Genomic DNA, 17,816 nt, shown 5'->3' with positions numbered 1-17,816 from the left:
ACCGGAAGCACACGCTTCTCACCAACCGCCCCCATCCCACAGCTCCCTGACCCTCCGTCACCACACCCTCCCCGAAGATTGACCCGTCCGCATGGTTTTCCCCTGAGGCACCCTTGACGGAGCTGTGTCCCTGTCATGAGCCTGAGCACCTGTTCGTCGATGTGGTGGACCAGGGCTAGGGGAGTTCATGAGACGCAGAGCGAGATCGATCCTCGCCGTAGGGGCGCTGCTGGCCGGCGGAGCCGCCGTCGCGCCGATCGCGCAGGCGCAGCCGGGCAGCACGGGGAACGGGGACGAGGTCAAGGTCTTCCGTGCCGAAGTCACCAAGGCCCAGGTGCCGTTGCTGCTCAAGGCGGGCCAGGACGGGCACGAGCTGAGTGAGGCGGTCCCGGCGAAGGGCGAGGCGACCGTCGAGGTCTACCTCACCGACCAGCAGGCCGGCGCCCTGGAGAAGCAGGGCGTCGACCTCACGGAGCACACCCTTTCCGCGAAGGCCGAGCGCCGCGTGGAGGCCGCGTCGGACGGGGTGTTCCGCCCCTACAGCGGCAGCGGCGGCCTCAAGGAGGAGATCCTCCGCACCGCGCAGCAGAACCCCGGCCTCACGAAGGTCGTCTCCATCGGCAGGACGGTGAACGGCCAGGACATCCTCGCGCTGAAGCTCACCAAGGGCGCGAAGCAGACCAAGGACGGCAGCAGGCCGGCCGTCCTGTACGCCTCGAACCAGCACGCGCGCGAGTGGATCACCCCGGAGATGACCCGGCGGCTGATGCACTACTACCTGGACAACTACAAGAGCGACAAGCGGATCAGGAAGATCGTCGACTCCACCGAGCTGTGGTTCCTGCCCTCGGCCAACCCGGACGGCTACGACTACACGTTCAAGGACGCCTCCACCCGCATGTGGCGCAAGAACCTGCGCGACAACAACGGCGACGGCGTGATCGCGACGGGCGACGGCGTCGACCTGAACCGCAACTTCGCCTACCGGTGGGGCTACGACGACGAGGGTTCGTCCCCCAACCCGACCAACGAGACCTACCGGGGGACCGCGCCCGGCTCCGAGCCGGAGACGAAGGCGCTCGACTCCTTCGAGAAGCGCATCGGGTTCACGTACGGCATCAACTACCACTCCGCCGCCCAGCTGCTGCTGTACGGGGTCGGCTGGCAGGTCGCGACGGACACCCCGGACGACGTCGTCTACAAGGCGCTCGCCGGTACGCCGGCCAACTCGGCGATCCCCGGCTACCACCCGCAGGTCTCCTCGGAGCTGTACACGACGAACGGCGAGGCCGACGGGCACGCGTCGAACGTCAACGGGATGGCGATGTTCACCCCGGAGATGTCGACGTGCCAGACCGCGTCCGACCTCGACCCGAACGACCAGTGGAACGCGGCCGACTGCCGCTCGGTCTTCACGTTCCCGGACGACGAGAAGCTGATCCAGCAGGAGTTCGCGAAGAACATCCCGTTCGCGCTCTCGGTCGCCGAGTCCGCGCTGACCCCGGACCAGCCGAAGTCCTCGCTGGGCCTGAAGGCCGCCGACCTCACCCCGGCCCCCTTCACCACGTCGTACTCGCGCGGCGCCGACCAGGAGGTCTCCGTCGTCGCCCGCAGGTCGCTGCGGGACAAGGAGCTCAAGTACCGCGTCAACGGCGGCCGTACGCACAGCACGGCGCTGCGGTCCTGGAAGGGCGGGGAGACGTTCGGCGGGGAGGACAACCTCTTCTACGACGAGTACCGCGCGAAGGTGCGGGACGGCGACCCCGGGGACAAGGTCGAGGTGTGGTTCACCGGCCGGGCCAAGGCCGGCAAGAAGGTCTCCAGCGGCAAGTTCACGTACACCGTGGCCAGGCGGGCCGCCGCCGACACGCTCGTCGTCGCCGAGGAGGGCGCCGCCGCGACGCAGGCGCAGGCGTACGTCGACGCGCTGAAGGCCAACGGCCGCAAGGCGGTTGTGTGGGACGTGGCCACGCAGGGCGTGCCGGACGCGCTCGGGGTGCTGAAGCACTTCCGTACGGTCGTGCACTACACGGGCGCCGCGGTCCCCGGTAACCCGACGCAGCTCGAACTGCGGGCCTACCTCAACGAGGGCGGCAAGCTGATCGAGGCCGGCGAGCGGGCCGGCGGCGCGGTCGACCTCGGCGACGGCACCCCCTCCGACGACTTCAGCCAGTACTACCTGGGCGCCTACTCGCGCACGTCGGTCGCGGGCGCGAGCGGCGTCACGGGCTCCGGGAAGCTGACCGGCTTCTCCGGCCTGCTGGCCGGCGCCCCCGGCAACCCGCTGGACCAGGCGGGCACGTACGGCGTCACCTCGGACGAACTCCCGGCCGACACGTACCCCCAGTTCGCGAGCGCGGGCGCGGGGCAGTACGCCGGGACGGTCAACCCGTACGGGCCGTACTCGGGGTCGTACATGGCGGCGGCCGTGCACACCGACGACGCCTACAAGCGGCTGACCCGGACCATCGACCTGACCTCGGTGACCGCGGCCCAGCAGCCCACGCTGCGGGCGCGGCTGTTCTGGGACACCGAGCAGGGGTACGACAACGCGATCGTCGAGGCGCACAGCGCGGGCGGCGCCGACTGGACGACCCTGCCGGAGAAGAGCGGCGCGACCGGCACGGCCGTACCGGCGGAGTGCGGCGCCGGCTTCTACATCGGCGAGCACCCCTGGCTCAGCCACTACCTGACCCTGAACGGCAGCACCTGCGCCAACGCCGGGACCTCGGGCGCCTGGAACGCGTTCACCGGGACCTCCAGCGGCTGGCAGCAGGTCGAGTTCGACCTGAGCGCGTACGCCGGGAAGAGCGTCGAGGTGTCGTTCGCGTACGTCACCGACCCCGGCACCGGCGGCCACGGCGTGCTCCTCGACGACACCTCCGTCGTCGTGGGCGGCGCGGCGACCCAGGCGGAGGGCTTCGAGACCTCGCTCGGCGCCTGGCAGGTCACCGGGCCCCCGGCGGGCAGCCCGGCCGTGCTGAAGGACTGGACGCGCACGGGCGCGCTGTTCCAGACGTACGGCGCCGTCACCACGAAGGACACCGTGCTGCTGGGCTTCGGCCTGGAGCACCTGACCACGGCGGCGGAGCGCAAGGCGCTCATCGGAAAGGCCCTCGCCTCACTTGAGAGGTGAACCGGCCCGGTCAAGGGCGGTCCATGATTCGTAACCGAATCGTGTGAAAAGGTTTTCCGGGTCCTGGCGGTCCGTACCCCTACTGGTGGGTACGGGCCGCCTCGCCGCGTATGGGACGACTCGATGTCACCGGCGCCGCCTCGGAGAGGTAGGGTCGGGGGTGGTCGGGGACATCCCAAAAACAGCTCGCCGGCGACGAAGGCCGGCGTACCAACGAGGAGATCGGTTCGTGACGATCCGCGTAGGCATCAACGGCTTCGGCCGTATCGGCCGCAACTACTTCCGCGCGCTGCTGGCGCAGGGTGCCGACATCGAGGTCGTGGCCGTCAACGACCTGGGTGACACCGCGACCACCGCCCACCTGCTCAAGTACGACACGGTCCTCGGCCGTCTCAAGGCAGAGGTCACGCACACCGCCGACACCATCACGGTCGACGGCCATGTCATCAAGGTCCTTTCCGAGCGCGACCCCGCCCAGATCCCGTGGGGCGACCTGGGGGTCGACATCGTCATCGAGTCGACCGGCATCTTCACCAAGCGCGCCGACGCCGCCAAGCACATCGCGGGCGGCGCCAAGAAGGTCCTCATCTCCGCTCCGGCGACCGACGAGGACATCACCATCGTGCTCGGCGTCAACGAGGACAAGTACGACGCGAGCGCGCACGACATCATCTCGAACGCCTCCTGCACCACCAACTGCGTGGCGCCGATGGCCAAGGTTCTCCTGGAGAACTTCGGCATCGTCTCGGGCCTGATGACCACGGTCCACGCCTACACCAGCGACCAGCGCCTCCAGGACTTCCCGCACAAGGACCTGCGCCGCGCCCGCGCCGCCGCCGAGAACATCATCCCGGCGTCCACCGGCGCCGCGAAGGCCCTCGGCGTGGTCATCCCGGAGCTGTCCGGCAAGCTCAACGGCATGGCGATGCGCGTCCCGGTCCCGACCGGTTCCGTCACCGACCTCGTCGTCGAGACCGAGCGCGTGGTCACGAAGGAAGAGGTCAACGCGGCCTTCCAGAAGGCGGCCCAGGGCGAGCTGAAGGGCTACCTCGACTACACCGAGGACCCGATCGTCTCCTCGGACATCGTCAACTGGCCGGCCTCCTGCACCTTCGACTCGTCCCTGACCATGGTCCAGGGCAAGCAGGTGAAGATCATCGGCTGGTACGACAATGAGTGGGGCTACTCCAACCGCCTCGTCGACCTCACGGTCTTCGTCGGCGCCCGGCTCTGATCACCGCCTGACAGGCACCGCACCGATGTGAGCCGCAGGGCTCGGGCAGCATGCGAAGAGGCGCTGCCCGGGCCCTGTCGCACGTGCAAGCACCCGTACTTCCCCGCCACCGTCAGAGCCCCTTTTCCTGGAGACTGCATTGAAGACGATCGACGATCTCCTCGCCGAAGGCGTGTCCGGCAAGCGCGTCTTCGTCCGCGCCGACCTCAACGTCCCGCTGGCCGGCGGTCTCATCACCGACGACGGCCGGATCCGCGCCGTCCTGCCGACGATCGAGGCCCTCGTCGCCGCTGACGCCAAGGTCGTCGTCGCCTCGCACCTCGGCCGCCCCAAGGGCGCCCCGGACCTCGCGTTCTCGCTGCTGCCCGCCGCCGAACGCCTCGGCGAGCTGCTCGGCGCGCCCGTGGCTTTCGCCCAGGACACCGTCGGCCCCGCCGCCCACGACGCCGTGAACGGCCTGGAGCCCGGCCAGGTCGCGGTCGTCGAGAACCTCCGCTTCAACGCGGGCGAGACGGCCAAGGACGACACCGAGCGCGGCGAGTTCGCCGACCAGCTCGCGGCCCTCGCGGACGTGTACGTCGGGGACGGCTTCGGCGCCGTGCACCGCAAGCACGCCTCCGTCTTCGACCTCCCCGCGCGCCTCCCGCACTACGCCGGGTACCTCATCGCCACCGAGGTCGGCGTCCTCAAGAAGCTCACCGACGACGTCAAGCGCCCGTACGTCGTCGTCCTCGGCGGCGCCAAGGTCTCCGACAAGCTCGCCGTCATCGACGAACTCCTCGGCAAGGCCGACCGCATCCTCATCGGCGGCGGCATGGCCTTCACCTTCCTCAAGGCCCAGGGCCACGAGGTCGGCGCCTCACTCCTCCAGGAGGACCAGCTCCCCGCCGTCCTGGAGTACGTCGAGCGCGCCGAGAAGACCGGCGTCGAGCTGGTCCTGCCGGTCGACGCGGTGGTCGCCCCCGCGTTCCCCGACCTCAAGGACAAGACCCCGGCCGGCTCGACCACCGTCGCCGCCGACGCCATCCCCGCCGACCGCATGGGCCTCGACATCGGCCCCGCCTCCGGCACGCTGTACGCCTCGAAGATCGCCGACGCCGCCACCGTCTTCTGGAACGGCCCGATGGGCGTCTTCGAACACCCCGAATTCGCCGAGGGCACCAAGGCGGTCGCCCAGGCCCTCCTCGACTCCCCGGGCTTCACGGTCGTCGGCGGCGGCGACTCCGCCGCGGCCGTGCGCACCCTGGGCTTCGACGAGACCGCATTCGGCCACATCTCGACCGGTGGCGGCGCCTCCCTCGAATACCTTGAGGGCAAGACGCTCCCCGGCCTCGCCGCATTGGAGAACTGACCTTCATGACCACCCGCACGCCGATCATGGCGGGCAACTGGAAGATGAACCTCAACCACCTTGAGGCCATCGCCCACGTCCAGAAGCTCGCGTTCGCCCTGGCCGACAAGGACTACGAGGCCGTCGAGGTCGCCGTCCTCGCCCCCTTCACCGACCTGCGCTCCGTGCAGACCCTGGTCGACGGCGACAAGCTGAAGATCACGTACGGCTCCCAGGACATCTCCGCGTACGACTCCGGCGCCTACACCGGCGAGATCTCCGGCCCCATGCTCGCCAAGCTGAAGTGCGCGTACGTCGCCGTCGGCCACTCCGAGCGCCGCCAGTACCACGCCGAGACCGACGAGATCGTCAACGCCAAGGTCAAGGCCGCGTTCAAGCACGGGATCACCCCGATCCTGTGCGTCGGCGAGGAGCTGGAGGTCCGCGAGGCGGGCAACCACGTCTCCCACACCCTCGACCAGGTCGCGGGCGGCCTCAAGGACGTCGCCGCCGAGCAGGCCGAGACCGTCGTCATCGCCTACGAGCCCGTCTGGGCCATCGGCACCGGCAAGGTCTGCGGCGCCGGTGACGCGCAGGAAGTCTGCGCCGCGATCCGGGGCAAGCTCGCCGAGCTGTACGACCAGGAGCTCGCCGACAAGGTCCGTATCCAGTACGGCGGGTCCGTCAAGGCCGGGAACGTCGCCGAGATCATGGCGCAGGCCGACATCGACGGCGCCCTCGTCGGTGGCGCCTCCCTCGACGCCGACGAGTTCGTCAAGATCGTGCGCTTCCGGGATCAGTGAGTAGGCCGTAGCCGCGATCCGTCGTACCCTGACGGGGACCTCAGTGACTACCCGCTGAAGTCCCCGTCGTCATCCGCATCCGAGGAAGTTGGTCCAGCCGTGGTTCTGGGGTTCTCCATCGCCCTGATCGTCTTCAGCCTGCTGCTGATGCTGCTGGTGCTGATGCACAAGGGGAAGGGCGGCGGCCTCTCCGACATGTTCGGTGGCGGCATGCAGTCCTCCGTCGGCGGCTCCTCGGTCGCCGAGCGCAACCTCGACCGCATCACCGTCGTGGTCGGTCTGCTCTGGTTCGCCTGCATCATCGTCCTCGGCCTGATCATGAAGGCCAACAACTGAGCGGCGTCCCCCAGCACAATACGCACGCAAAGCCCCATGTCCGGTACGCGCTCCTTGGCGCGGCCTATCATGGGGCTTGCGTCTGTGTGCGGTAACTCCAATCACTGGACGCGCGTTGGGCCTTAGGCCGGTTGGTCTTACGTAGACTGAGCCGCTCGCAGTGGAGCGAAACGCCGACTCGCTTCGCGGCACCATCACGCAGGGAGTTACGACCGTGGCAAGTGGCAACGCGATCCGAGGAAGCCGGGTCGGGGCGGGGCCGATGGGCGAGGCCGAGCGGGGCGAGTCCGCACCCCGACTGCGCATCTCCTTCTGGTGCTCCAACGGGCATGAGACGCAGCCCAGTTTCGCGAGTGACGCGCAGGTGCCGGATACCTGGGACTGTCCGCGGTGCGGGTTCCCTGCGGGGCAGGACCGGGACAATCCGCCGGCTCCGCCGCGGACCGAGCCGTACAAGACGCATCTCGCTTATGTACGGGAGCGGCGTAGTGATGCTGATGGTGAGGCGATCTTGGCGGAGGCTCTTGCGAAGTTGCGGGGCGAGATTTAACCCACCGGGGTGCCGCGGTCTGTTGGTTTCGGGGCTGCGGCGCCGTCGTGGCTTGTCGCGCAGTTCCCCGCGCCCCTAAAGGACTGGGGCTGAGGTCCGTTGTCAGTGGTGGCCTCTACCTTGTGGGTATGGGTAGCGAGTTCTGGCGATTGTGGTCTGCCGCTGTTGTGTCGCGGTTTGGGGATGCTTTGCGGAATACCGCTATGCCGTTGTTGGCTGTGCGGGTTACCGATGATCCGTTGGTGATTGCCTCTGTTACCGCTTGTGGGTATGTGCCCTGGTTGTTGTTCGGGCTGGTGGGTGGGGCGTTGGCTGATCGGGTGGATCAGCGGCGGGCCATGTGGGCTGTTGATGTGGTGCGGGGGGTGCTGGTTGCCGGGTTCGCTGTGGTGGTGGTTTTTGGGGAGGTTTCTGTGGGGGTGTTGTTGGGGCTTGCCTTTGTGCTGACCACCCTTCAGACGTTGTTCGACAATGCTTCTACCGCTTTGCTGCCGTCCGTGGTGGAGCGGGATCAGCTCGGGGCCGCCAATGCTCGGTTGATGACCGGTCAGCAAGTTGCCGGGGGGCTGGTGGCGGGGCCCGTCGTGCCGGTGCTCGTGCTGGTGGGGATGGCTGTGCCGTTCGTGGTGGACGCGGTCAGTTACTTCGTCGCCGCCGGGCTCATCGCCTCGCTGCGGGTGCGGCCCGTCGCGCGGGAGGCGCGGGCCACGGGGAGCACGCTGCGGGGGGAGATCGCCGAGGGGATACGGGTGTTGTGGCGGGACCGGGTGCTGCGCGCCATCTGTACGGCCACGCTGCTGTGCAACATCGGGATGGGAGCGTTGATCGCGACCCTGGTCCTGGTCGTCACGCGGTGGCTGGACGCGGGGGACGCCGGGTTCGCCGCCGCCATGACCGCGTACTCCGTGGGGTCCATCGCCGGAGGGTTCCTCGCGCAGCGCGTCGCCCGGCGGTTCGGGCGGGCGCGGGCGCTGATGTGGGGCGGGACCGTTCAGCTCGTCTCCCTCGTGGCCATGGGGTCCGTACGGCATCTCGGTGCGCTGCTCGTCGGGATGGCGCTGCTCGGTGTGATGGGCATGGTGTGGAACGTCAACCAGATGACGCTCATGCAGGAACGCGGCCCCGAGGGGCTGTTGGGGCGGATCGCCGCGGCCTTCCGTACGGCCTCCACCTCGGGGGCGCCGGTCGGTGCGCTGCTCGGTGGGGTGGTCGCGAAAGCCTTCGGGCTCAACGCGCCCGTCCTGTTCGCGGCCCTGCTGTTCCTGCTCGCCGTCGCCTCGTTGGCACCGGCGGCCAAGGCGGACGTACCTGTTGACGCGCCGACGCTGGTGCCGAAGGCGTGATGACCGGGAGATGGAGTCTTCCGGGCCGTTGCAACCCGTGGGGGCGTTTTCGCATCTGGAGGGGTGGCGGGAAATATTTCTTGGGAGGGGTCGCTGTGCGTGGGATCGGTAAAGGGCTGAGTGGGGTCGGGGTGGGGCTCGCTGTCGTGGCTCTGGCCGCTGGGCCCGCTTACGCCAAGGGGGATGTGTCCGTGGTGGCGCCCCGGGCGGTCGGCGTGGGGAAGGTCTTCAAGGTCAGTGCTCATGGGGACGACGATGCCGCTCAGTATCTGCGGATATGTCTTCAGGAGCGGAGTGGGAAAGCGGCCTGGCGGCAGGTGGGGTGTGGGGGTGTGGTCCGGCGGGGTGGGCCTGAGGGGCGGGTTGCTGTGCAGGTGAAGGGGGTGCGGCGTGGGGGGCTGGAGTTTCGGGCTGTCGCGTATGGGCTGAAGGGGCCCAAGGATCGGCATCCTGTGCGGTGGCGGACCTCTGATGTGGTGAGTGTTCGGGTGCGGTGAGCACGAAGGCTGCGGTGGGTACAAAAGGCTGCGGTGGGTACAAAAGGCTGCGGGCCCCGTCTGTGACAGACGGGGCCCGCAGCCTTTGTGGTTACGCCGTTGCCGGCGGGTACAGCGCGCGCGGGAGGTGGGATGCCGCCGCTCGGTCCAGGAGCCAGAGTGTGCGGGCGAGGCCGCGGGCGCCTGCCGCCGGGGCCTGGATCTCGCCTGCGCCCGAGAGGGCGATCGCGGCGGCCTGGGCCTTGTCCTCGCCCGCCGCGAGGAGCCAGACCTCCTTGGCCGCCCGGATCGCGGGGAGGGTGAGGGTGACTCGCGTGGGCGGGGGTTTCGGGGCGCCTCGGACGCCCACCACCGTGCGGGTCTCCTCGCGGACCGCGGGGAGTTCGGGGAAGAGGGACGCCACGTGCGTGTCCGGTCCCACGCCCAGCATCAGGACGTCGAACGTCGGGACGTCGCCGTGGTCGGCCGACCTCGCCAGTTCCTCCGCGTACGCCTCCGCCGCCGCCTCCACGTCCGTCCCGTACTCGCCGTCCGACGCGGGCATCGCGTGCACGCGCTTCGGGTCGAGGGGGACGGAGTCGAGGAGGGCCTCGCGGGCCTGGGTGACGTTGCGGTCGGGGTCGCCCTCGGGGAGGAAGCGTTCGTCGCCCCACCACAGGTCGAGACGCGACCAGTCGACGGCGTCGCGCGCGGGCGCTGTCGCGAGCGCCGCGAGCAGGCCGTTGCCGTTGCGGCCACCCGTGAGGACGATCGACGCGCTGCCCTTCGAGGACTGCGCGTCGACGATCCGCGTGATGAGCCGGGCCGCGGCGGCCTGCGCCATCAGCTCCTTGTCGCGGTGGACGACCAACTGGGGTGCGGTCATGGGGAGATGGCCTTCCTCACCGGCTGCGGCGCTTCGGCCGGTAGTACGGGAGCTTGCGCAGCCGCCGGGGGAGCGGGGGGAGTTCCTCCGGCTCCCCCTCCTGCGGGTTCACCTGCTCCGGCAGCACCACTTTTTCGCGCTCCCTCGACGGAGGAGTCGGTCTTAGGGATGGCGACGGGATCGGCGAGGGCCGAGGCGGGAGGAGAAGAGGCAGCCGGCACGGAACGCGAAGCCGAACCCGGCACCGAACCCGAGGCAGGAACCGCAGCCGAGCCCGAGGGGGAACCCGGCGTCGAAGCCGAGCCTGGCGTCAAGGCCGAGCCCGAGGCGGCGCCCGAGGCAGGAACCGCAGCCGAACCCGAGGCGGCGCCCGGCGCCGAGCCGGAAGCCACGACGGAACCCGGCGTCGAAGCCGAAGCCTTGCCCGAGGCCGACCCCGAGCCCGGCGTCGAGCCCGAGGGGGAACCCGGCGTCGAGCCCGGCACCGCTCCCGAGCCGGAAGCCACGACCGAACCCGGCGTCGAGGCCCTGCCCGAGGCCGGACCCGGCATCGAAGCCGGAGCCCCGCCCGAGTCCGTCTCCGGCGTCAGAGTCGCAACCGACCCCGCAGCCGTCCCCCCACCCGCCGCCCGCGTCACCGGCGCCGGAAACGCCCTCGACACCGACGAGTTGAGCCGCTCCACCCCGAACCGCAGCGCGGACGCGTACGTGTCGTCCGGATCCAGCCGCCGCAGTTCCTCCGCGATCAGGTCGACCGTGTCCCGGCGCTTCAGGGCGACCGCGCGGTCAGGCTGGCCCTGGATCGACAGGGTCGCCACCGAACCGTCGGTACGGTCGAGGGCGATGGGCCCCATGTCCGTCGACAGGCGGACGGCGGTCAGGCCGGGGCCCGCCGAGAGCGTGCGCCGGACCGGGACGTCGAGACGGTCCGCCAGCCACATCGCCAGCAGCTCGCAGCTCGGGTTGAACTCCTCTCCCTCGACCTCGACGGCCGTCACCTCGCAGGTGACCTGGTCGAGAGCCGCGGCCAGCATCGAGCGCCAGGGCGTGATGCGGGTCCAGGAGAGGTCCGTGTCGCCGGGGGCGTACGACTTCGCGCGGGCGGTCAGCTCGCGGACCGGCTGCTCGGCGGCGTACGCATCGGTGACCCGGCGTTGCGCGAGCGCGCCGAGCGGGTCGTTCGCCGGGTCGGCGGGCGCGGTGACCGGCCACCAGACGACGACCGGCGCGTCCGGCAGCAGCAGCGGCAGGACGACGGACTGGGCGTGGTCGGAGACCTCGCCGTGCAGCCGCAGGACGACGGTCTCGCCGGTCCCGGCGTCCGCGCCGAGCAGGATCTCCGCGTCGATGCGCGACTGCGTGCGGTCGCGCGGCGAGCGGGAGACGCGGCGGATGACGACGAGCGTGCGCGAGGGGTGCTCGCGGGACGCGTCGCCGGCCGCCTTCAGGGCGTCGTACGCGTTCTCCTCGTCGGTGACGAGGACCAGGGTGAGGACCATGCCGACGGCCGGGGTGCCGATCTCGCGGCGGCCCTTGATCAGGGCCTTGTTTATCTTGCCGGCGGTGGTGTCCGTGAGGTCGATCTTCATGGCCGGCGCCAGCTCCGTCCCTCGCGGGCGAGCATCTCGTCCGCCTCGTCGGGGCCCCAGGTGCCCGCCGCGTACTGGGCCGGCTTGCCGTGGGTGTCCCAGTACTCCTCGATCGGGTCGAGGATGCGCCAGGACAGCTCGACCTCCTCGGTGCGCGGGAAGAGGTTCGAGTCGCCGAGCAGGACGTCCAGGATCAGCCGCTCGTACGCCTCGGGGGACGACTCCGTGAAGGACTCGCCGTACGCGAAGTCCATGGACACGTCCCGGATCTCCATCGACGTACCCGGCACCTTGGAGCCGAAGCGGACCGTCACGCCCTCGTCCGGCTGGACGCGGATGACGATCGCGTTGGAGCCGAGTTCCTCGGTGGCCGCCGTGTCGAAGGGGGAGTGCGGGGCGCGCTGGAAGACGACCGCGATCTCGGTGACACGGCGGCCGAGCCGCTTGCCGGTGCGCAGGTAGAACGGCACGCCCGCCCAGCGGCGGTTGTCGACCTCGACCTTGATCGCGGCGTACGTGTCGGTCTTCGACGCCTTGTCGATGCCGTCCTCTTCGAGGTAGCCGATGACCTTCTCGCCGCCCTGCCAGCCGGCCGCGTACTGCGCGCGGACGGTGTCGCGGCCGAGGTCCTTGGGGAGCTTGACCGCGCCGAGGACCTTGGTCTTCTCGGCGGCGAGCGCGTCCGCGTCGAAGGAGGCGGGCTCCTCCATCGCGGTGAGGGCCATCAGCTGGAGGAGGTGGTTCTGGATGACGTCGCGCGCCGCGCCGATGCCGTCGTAGTAACCGGCCCGGCCGCCGATGCCGATGTCCTCGGCCATCGTGATCTGGATGTGGTCCACGAAGGACCGGTTCCAGATCGGCTCGAACATCGTGTTGGCGAACCGGAGCGCCAGGATGTTCTGGACGGTCTCCTTGCCGAGGTAGTGGTCGATGCGGAAGACCTGGTCGGGCGCGAAGACGTCCTCGACCGTCGCGTTCAGCTCCTCGGCCGACTTCAGGTCGTGCCCGAACGGCTTCTCGATGACGGCGCGCCGCCACGAGCCGCGCGACTGATCGGCGAGGCCGTGCTTCTTGAGCTGCTGGATGACCACCGGGAAGGCGCCCGGCGGCACGGACAGGTAGAAGGCGAAGTTGCCGCCCGTGCCCTGTGCCTTGTCCAGCTCATCGATGGTGGCGCGCAGCCGCTCGAACGCCTCGTCGTCGTCGAAGGTGCCCTGGACGAAGCGCATCCCCTGGATGAGCTGCTGCCAGACCTCCTCCCGGAACGGCGTGCGCGCGTGCTCCTTGACGGCGTCGTGGACCTCGGCCGCGAAGTCCTCGTGCTCCCACTCCCGGCGCGCGAACCCGACCAGGGAGAAACCCGGCGGAAGCAGGCCACGGTTGGCGAGGTCGTACACGGCGGGCATCAGCTTTTTACGTGACAAATCGCCCGTGACACCGAAGATGACAAGGCCCGACGGCCCCGCGATGCGCGGGAGCCGCCGGTCTGCCGGGTCACGCAGCGGATTGCTGCTCGACAAGTGAAATCAGCCCTCCGAAGGAGCGAGGCGCTCAAGTTCCGCCTCGGTCGACTTGAGCAGGTCGTTCCAGGACTCCTCGAACTTCTGGACGCCCTCGTCCTCAAGGAGCTGGACCACGTCGTCGTACGAGATCCCGAGCTTCTCCACCGCGTCGAGCTCGGCGCGAGCCTGCTCGTACGTGCCCGCGATGGTGTTGCCGGTGATCTGGCCGTGGTCCTCCGTGGCCAGCAGGGTGGCCTCCGGCATGGTGTTGACGGTGTTCGGCGCGACCAGGTCGTCGACGTACAGGGTGTCCTTGTACGCCGGGTCCTTCACGCCGGTCGACGCCCACAGCGGACGCTGCTTGTTCGCGCCCGCCTTCTCCAGGGCCGCCCAGCGGTCGGACGAGAAGACCTCCTCGTACGCCTGGTAGGCGAGCCGCGCGTTGGCGAGCGCCGCCTTGCCCTTGAGGGCGAGGGCCTCGTCCGTGCCCAGCGCGGTCAGGCGCTTGTCGATCTCGGTGTCCACGCGGGACACGAAGAAGGAGGCGACCGAGTGGATGCCCGCCAGGTCGATGCCCTTGGCCTTGGCCTTCTCCAGGCCGGCCAGGTAGGCGTCCATGACCTCGCGGTACCGGGCGAGGGAGAAGATCAGCGTGACGTTGACGCTGATGCCGTTGCCGATCACCTCGGTGATCGCCGGGAGGCCCGCCTTGGTCGCCGGGATCTTGATCAGCGTGTTCGGGCGGTCCACCAGCCACGCGAGCTGCTTGGCCTCGGCGACCGTCGGCGCCGTCTCGTGCGCGAGGCGCGGGTCGACCTCGATGGAGACCCGGCCGTCCTGGCCGCCGGACGCGTCGAAGACGGGGCGCAGGATGTCGGCGGCGTCACGGACGTCCGCCGTCGTGATCATGCGGATCGCCTCGTCGACAGTGACCTTGCGGGCGGCGAGGTCGGTGACCTGCTGCTCGTAGCCGTCGCCGGACGAGATCGCCTTCTGGAAGATCGACGGGTTGGTGGTGACGCCCACGACGTGCTGCTGGTCGATCAGCTCGGCGAGGTTGCCGGACGTGATCCGCTTGCGCGACAGGTCGTCCAGCCAGATCGCGACGCCCTCCTCGGAGAGGCGCTTCAGTGCGTCTGTCATGGAATTACATCTCCTACGTACGTGGGGTGTCTTATGGGCGTCAGCGCTGGGCGGCGGCGACGGATTCCCGCGCCTTCGCGGCCACGTTCTCGGCAGTGAAGCCGTACTCCTCGAAGAGGACCTTGCCGTCGGCCGAAGCGCCGAAGTGCTCCAGGGAAACGATGCGGCCCGCGTCACCGACGTACTTGTGCCACGTGAGACCGATCCCGGCCTCGACGGAGACACGCGCCTTCACCGAGGCGGGCAGCACCTCGGCGCGGTACTCGGGGGTCTGCTCCTCGAACCACTCCACCGACGGCATCGAGACCACGCGCGTCGGCGTGCCCTCGGCCTCCAGCAGCTCCCGCGCGGCGACGGCCACATGGACCTCGGAGCCGGTCGCGATCAGGATGACCTCGGGGGTGCCCGTGGACGCCTCGGTGTGGACGTAACCGCCCTTGACCGTGCCCTCGTTGGGCTCGTACGTCGGCACGCCCTGCCGGGTCAGCGCCAGGCCGTGCGGCGCGGAGACGCCGTACTCGCGCTTGCCGCGGCGCAGGATCTCGCGCCAGGCGATGGCTGTCTCGTTGGCGTCGGCCGGGCGGACCACGTTCAGGCCCGGGATCGCGCGCAGCGCGGCGACGTGCTCGACCGGCTGGTGGGTCGGGCCGTCCTCGCCGAGGCCGATCGAGTCGTGCGTCCACACGTACGTCACCGGCAGGTGCATCAGCGCGGACAGCCGCACGGCGTTGCGCATGTAGTCGGAGAACACGAGGAACGTGCCGCCGTAGATGCGGGTGTTGCCGTGCAGCGCGATGCCGTTCATCTCGGCGGCCATCGAGTGCTCGCGGATGCCGAAGTGGATCGTGCGGCCGTACGGGTCCGCCTCGGTGAGCGGGTTGTCCGCCGGGAGGAAGGAGGACGACGCGTCGATCGTCGTGTTGTTGGAGCCCGCGAGGTCGGCCGAGCCGCCCCACAGCTCCGGGATGACCGCGCCGAGCGCCTGGAGGACCTTGCCGGACGCGGCACGCGTCGCGACACCCTTGCCCGCCTCGAAGACCGGGAGCTTCTCCTCCCAGCCCGCGGGCAGCTCGCCCGCGTTGATCCGGTCGAACTCGGCGGCGCGCTCCGGGTTGTCGTCGCGCCACAGCTGGAACGACTTCTCCCAGTCGGCCTTCGCCTGCGCGCCGCGCTCCAGGGCGCCGCGCGTGTGCGTGATGACCTCGTCGGAGACCTCGAAGGTCAGCGCCGGGTCGAAGCCCAGTACGCGCTTGGTGGCCGCCACCTCGTCGTCGCCGAGCGCCGAGCCGTGCGCGGCCTCGGTGTTCTGCGCGGTCGGGGCGGGCCAGGCGATGATCGAGCGCATCGCGATGAACGACGGCTTGTCCGTCACCTTCTTCGCGGCCTCGATCGCGTTGTAGATCGCGTGCGGGTCCAGGTCGCCGTCCGGCTTCGGGGCGACGCGCTGGACGTGCCAGCCGTACGCCTCGTACCGCTTGACGGTGTCCTCGGAGACGGCCGTCTCGGTGTCGCCCTCGATCGAGATGTGGTTGTCGTCCCACAGCAGGACCAGGTTGCCGAGCTTCTGGTGGCCCGCGAGGGAGGAGGCCTCGGCGGAGATGCCCTCCTGGAGGCAGCCGTCACCGGCGATGGCGTACACGAAGTGGTCGAAGGGGGACTCGCCCGCCGGGGCCTCGGGGTCGAACAGGCCGCGCTCGTAGCGGGCGGCCATCGCCATGCCCACCGCGTTCGCGACACCCTGGCCGAGCGGGCCCGTCGTCGTCTCGACACCGGTGGTGTGGCCGTACTCCGGGTGGCCCGGGGTCTTCGAGCCCCACGTCCGGAACGCCTTCAGGTCGTCCAGCTCCAGGCCGAAGCCGGCCAGGTACAGCTGGGTGTAGAGAGTGAGGGACGAGTGGCCGGCGGACAGCACGAAGCGGTCGCGCCCGACCCAGTCGGCGTCGGCGGGGTCGTGCCGCATCACCTTCTGGAAGAGGGTGTACGCGGCCGGCGCGAGGCTCATCGCCGTACCCGGATGGCCGTTCCCGACCTTCTGTACGGCATCGGCGGCCAGGACGCGGGCGGTGTCGACGGCCCGCTGGTCCAACTCGGTCCAGTCGAGGTCTGTGGTGGTCGGCTTGGTGCTCACCCTGGGTCAGGGCTCCTCTCCACATGTTCGGTTCACCGGCTGCTCGGGCAACGCGCCCACCGGCTGCCGGTGTACGGGGGCCCACCGGCCGTTGTCGAGCCTACCCCCGTAAGTACGTGCGGTTTCTCCCGTCCGTCCAGACTGCCGGGAGTCTTCGGGATCCGCCTGTCGACCGGGTTCCCGGGGCTCGGCATCTGAATACGGAGCGCGTCATCCGAGCACTCAAACGAGCCGTCGCGCGCCCGTTCTGTCCCCCCTCCCGGTGGCCCTTCCAACACGGGGTACCCCCGCGAAGGCCGAGGTATGGGCAACGTCTACAGTGGCGTGGTACGCGCGAGCCTTTACCGGGACTTCACACGGGGAGGCTTGCTGGGATATCTCTTTCAGGGGTGTGCGTGACGGCCGTCGAATCCCGTCCAGTAGGGGTTACGGGTGCGAACCAGAGCCCGGTGCAGCGGCCGTTCGGGGCCCGTGTCAAGGCGTTCGTGGCGCTGACGAAGCCGAGGATCATCGAGCTGCTCCTCATCACCACCGTTCCGGTGATGTTCCTGGCGCAGCAGGGGGTTCCCGACCTCGGGCTCGTGCTCATCACCTGCTTCGCCGGCTACCTGTCCGCGGGCGGCGCGAACGCGCTCAACATGTACATCGACCGCGACATCGACGCGCTCATGGACCGCACCTCGCAGCGTCCGCTGGTCACCGGCATGGTCTCGCCGCGCGAGTGCCTCGCCTTCGGGATCGCGCTCGCGGTCGGCTCGACGCTGCTGTTCGGGCTCGCCGTCAACTGGCTGTCCGCGTGGCTCGCCCTCGGGGCGCTCCTCTTCTACGTCGTCGTCTACACGATGATCCTCAAACGACGTACCTCCCAGAACATCATCTGGGGCGGTATCGCGGGCTGTATGCCGGTCCTCATCGGCTGGACCGCCGTCACCGACTCGCTCGCGTGGGCGCCGGTCATCCTCTTCCTCGTCATCTTCTTCTGGACGCCGCCGCACTACTGGCCGCTGTCCATGAAGGTCAAGGACGACTACGCGCGCGTCGGTGTGCCGATGCTGCCGGTCGTCGCCTCCAACAAGGTCGTCGCCAAGCAGATCGTCATCTACAGCTGGGTGATGGTCGCCGTCTCCCTGCTGCTGACGCCGCTCGGCTACACCGGCTGGTTCTACACGGTCGTCGCGCTCGCCGCGGGCGGCTGGTGGCTGTGGGAGGCGCACGCCCTCCAGAACCGGGCCAAGGCCGAGGTCGAGGGCGCCAAGCTCAAGGAGATGCGGCTGTTCCACTGGTCGATCACCTATGTCTCCCTGCTGTTCGTCGCCGTCGCCGTGGACCCCTTCCTCCACTGATCCGTTCCTTGCCGGTG

12 protein-coding genes and 1 pseudogene are annotated in these 17,816 nt (G+C 69.7%); 8 read left to right on the top strand and 5 right to left on the bottom strand.

Annotated elements, in window-relative coordinates; genetic code table 11:
• The first annotated feature begins 187 nt into the window (after positions 1-187).
• The 7 genes from ACQCO7_RS10285 to ACQCO7_RS10255 all read left to right on the top strand — a co-directional run bounded on the left by ACQCO7_RS10285 (position 188) and on the right by ACQCO7_RS10255 (position 8,732).
• Entirely contained in the window at positions 188-3,136 is a 2,949-nt protein-coding gene (locus ACQCO7_RS10285; RefSeq protein ID WP_464071530.1) for a M14 family metallopeptidase, read from the top strand.
• A 229-nt stretch (positions 3,137-3,365) separates the two neighbouring features.
• Positions 3,366-4,370 (top strand): type I glyceraldehyde-3-phosphate dehydrogenase, encoded by a 1,005-nt coding sequence (gene gap, locus ACQCO7_RS10280; protein WP_464071529.1) that lies wholly within the window; start codon positions 3,366-3,368, stop codon positions 4,368-4,370.
• 139 nt (positions 4,371-4,509) lie between these two features.
• Positions 4,510-5,721 carry a phosphoglycerate kinase gene (locus ACQCO7_RS10275; protein WP_464071528.1) on the top strand — a complete coding sequence of 404 codons (1,212 nt, stop codon included), beginning with the start codon at positions 4,510-4,512 and terminating at the stop codon, positions 5,719-5,721.
• A gap of 5 nt (positions 5,722-5,726) precedes the next feature.
• The gene (gene tpiA / locus ACQCO7_RS10270; RefSeq protein WP_464071527.1) at positions 5,727-6,503 is read left to right on the top strand and encodes a triose-phosphate isomerase; all 777 of its coding nucleotides are present in this window, start codon (positions 5,727-5,729) and stop codon (positions 6,501-6,503) included.
• A 99-nt stretch (positions 6,504-6,602) separates the two neighbouring features.
• Positions 6,603-6,839 carry a preprotein translocase subunit SecG gene (gene secG / locus ACQCO7_RS10265; RefSeq protein WP_010352469.1) on the top strand — a complete coding sequence of 79 codons (237 nt, stop codon included), beginning with the start codon at positions 6,603-6,605 and terminating at the stop codon, positions 6,837-6,839.
• Between the two features lie 262 nt (positions 6,840-7,101).
• Positions 7,102-7,389, top strand: a complete 288-nt coding sequence (locus ACQCO7_RS10260; RefSeq protein WP_019885342.1) for an RNA polymerase-binding protein RbpA — start codon at positions 7,102-7,104, stop codon at positions 7,387-7,389.
• A 128-nt stretch (positions 7,390-7,517) separates the two neighbouring features.
• Positions 7,518-8,732: an MFS transporter gene (locus ACQCO7_RS10255; RefSeq protein WP_464071526.1), complete on the top strand. Its 1,215-nt coding sequence runs from the start codon at positions 7,518-7,520 to the stop codon at positions 8,730-8,732.
• Positions 8,733-9,320: 588 nt separating this feature from the next.
• Here ACQCO7_RS10255 and pgl read toward each other — a convergent pair.
• The 5 genes and pseudogenes from pgl to tkt form a co-directional block, all read right to left on the bottom strand.
• Positions 9,321-10,094 (bottom strand): 6-phosphogluconolactonase, encoded by a 774-nt coding sequence (gene pgl / locus ACQCO7_RS10250; RefSeq protein WP_464071525.1) that lies wholly within the window; start codon positions 10,092-10,094, stop codon positions 9,321-9,323.
• 608 nt (positions 10,095-10,702) lie between these two features.
• A pseudogene (opcA, locus tag ACQCO7_RS10245) lies at positions 10,703-11,683 on the bottom strand (glucose-6-phosphate dehydrogenase assembly protein OpcA); the annotation flags it as partial.
• Entirely contained in the window at positions 11,680-13,203 is a 1,524-nt protein-coding gene (gene zwf, locus ACQCO7_RS10240; RefSeq protein WP_464071524.1) for a glucose-6-phosphate dehydrogenase, read from the bottom strand. The pseudogene opcA and the gene zwf, both read right to left, overlap by 4 nt.
• A gap of 6 nt (positions 13,204-13,209) precedes the next feature.
• Positions 13,210-14,328 carry a transaldolase gene (gene tal / locus ACQCO7_RS10235; RefSeq protein WP_464071523.1) on the bottom strand — a complete coding sequence of 373 codons (1,119 nt, stop codon included), beginning with the start codon at positions 14,326-14,328 and terminating at the stop codon, positions 13,210-13,212.
• A gap of 40 nt (positions 14,329-14,368) precedes the next feature.
• Positions 14,369-16,456, bottom strand: coding sequence for a transketolase (tkt, locus tag ACQCO7_RS10230; RefSeq protein WP_464071522.1), 2,088 nt, complete (start codon positions 16,454-16,456; stop codon positions 14,369-14,371).
• A gap of 389 nt (positions 16,457-16,845) precedes the next feature.
• Here tkt and ACQCO7_RS10225 point away from each other — a divergent pair, with 389 nt between their 5' ends.
• Positions 16,846-17,799, top strand: coding sequence for a heme o synthase (locus tag ACQCO7_RS10225; protein ID WP_464071521.1), 954 nt, complete (start codon positions 16,846-16,848; stop codon positions 17,797-17,799).
• Positions 17,800-17,816 lie beyond the last annotated feature (17 nt).

Source organism: Streptomyces saintjeani, assembly GCF_055409605.1.
This window is presented reverse-complemented; position numbering and strand designations above follow the sequence as displayed.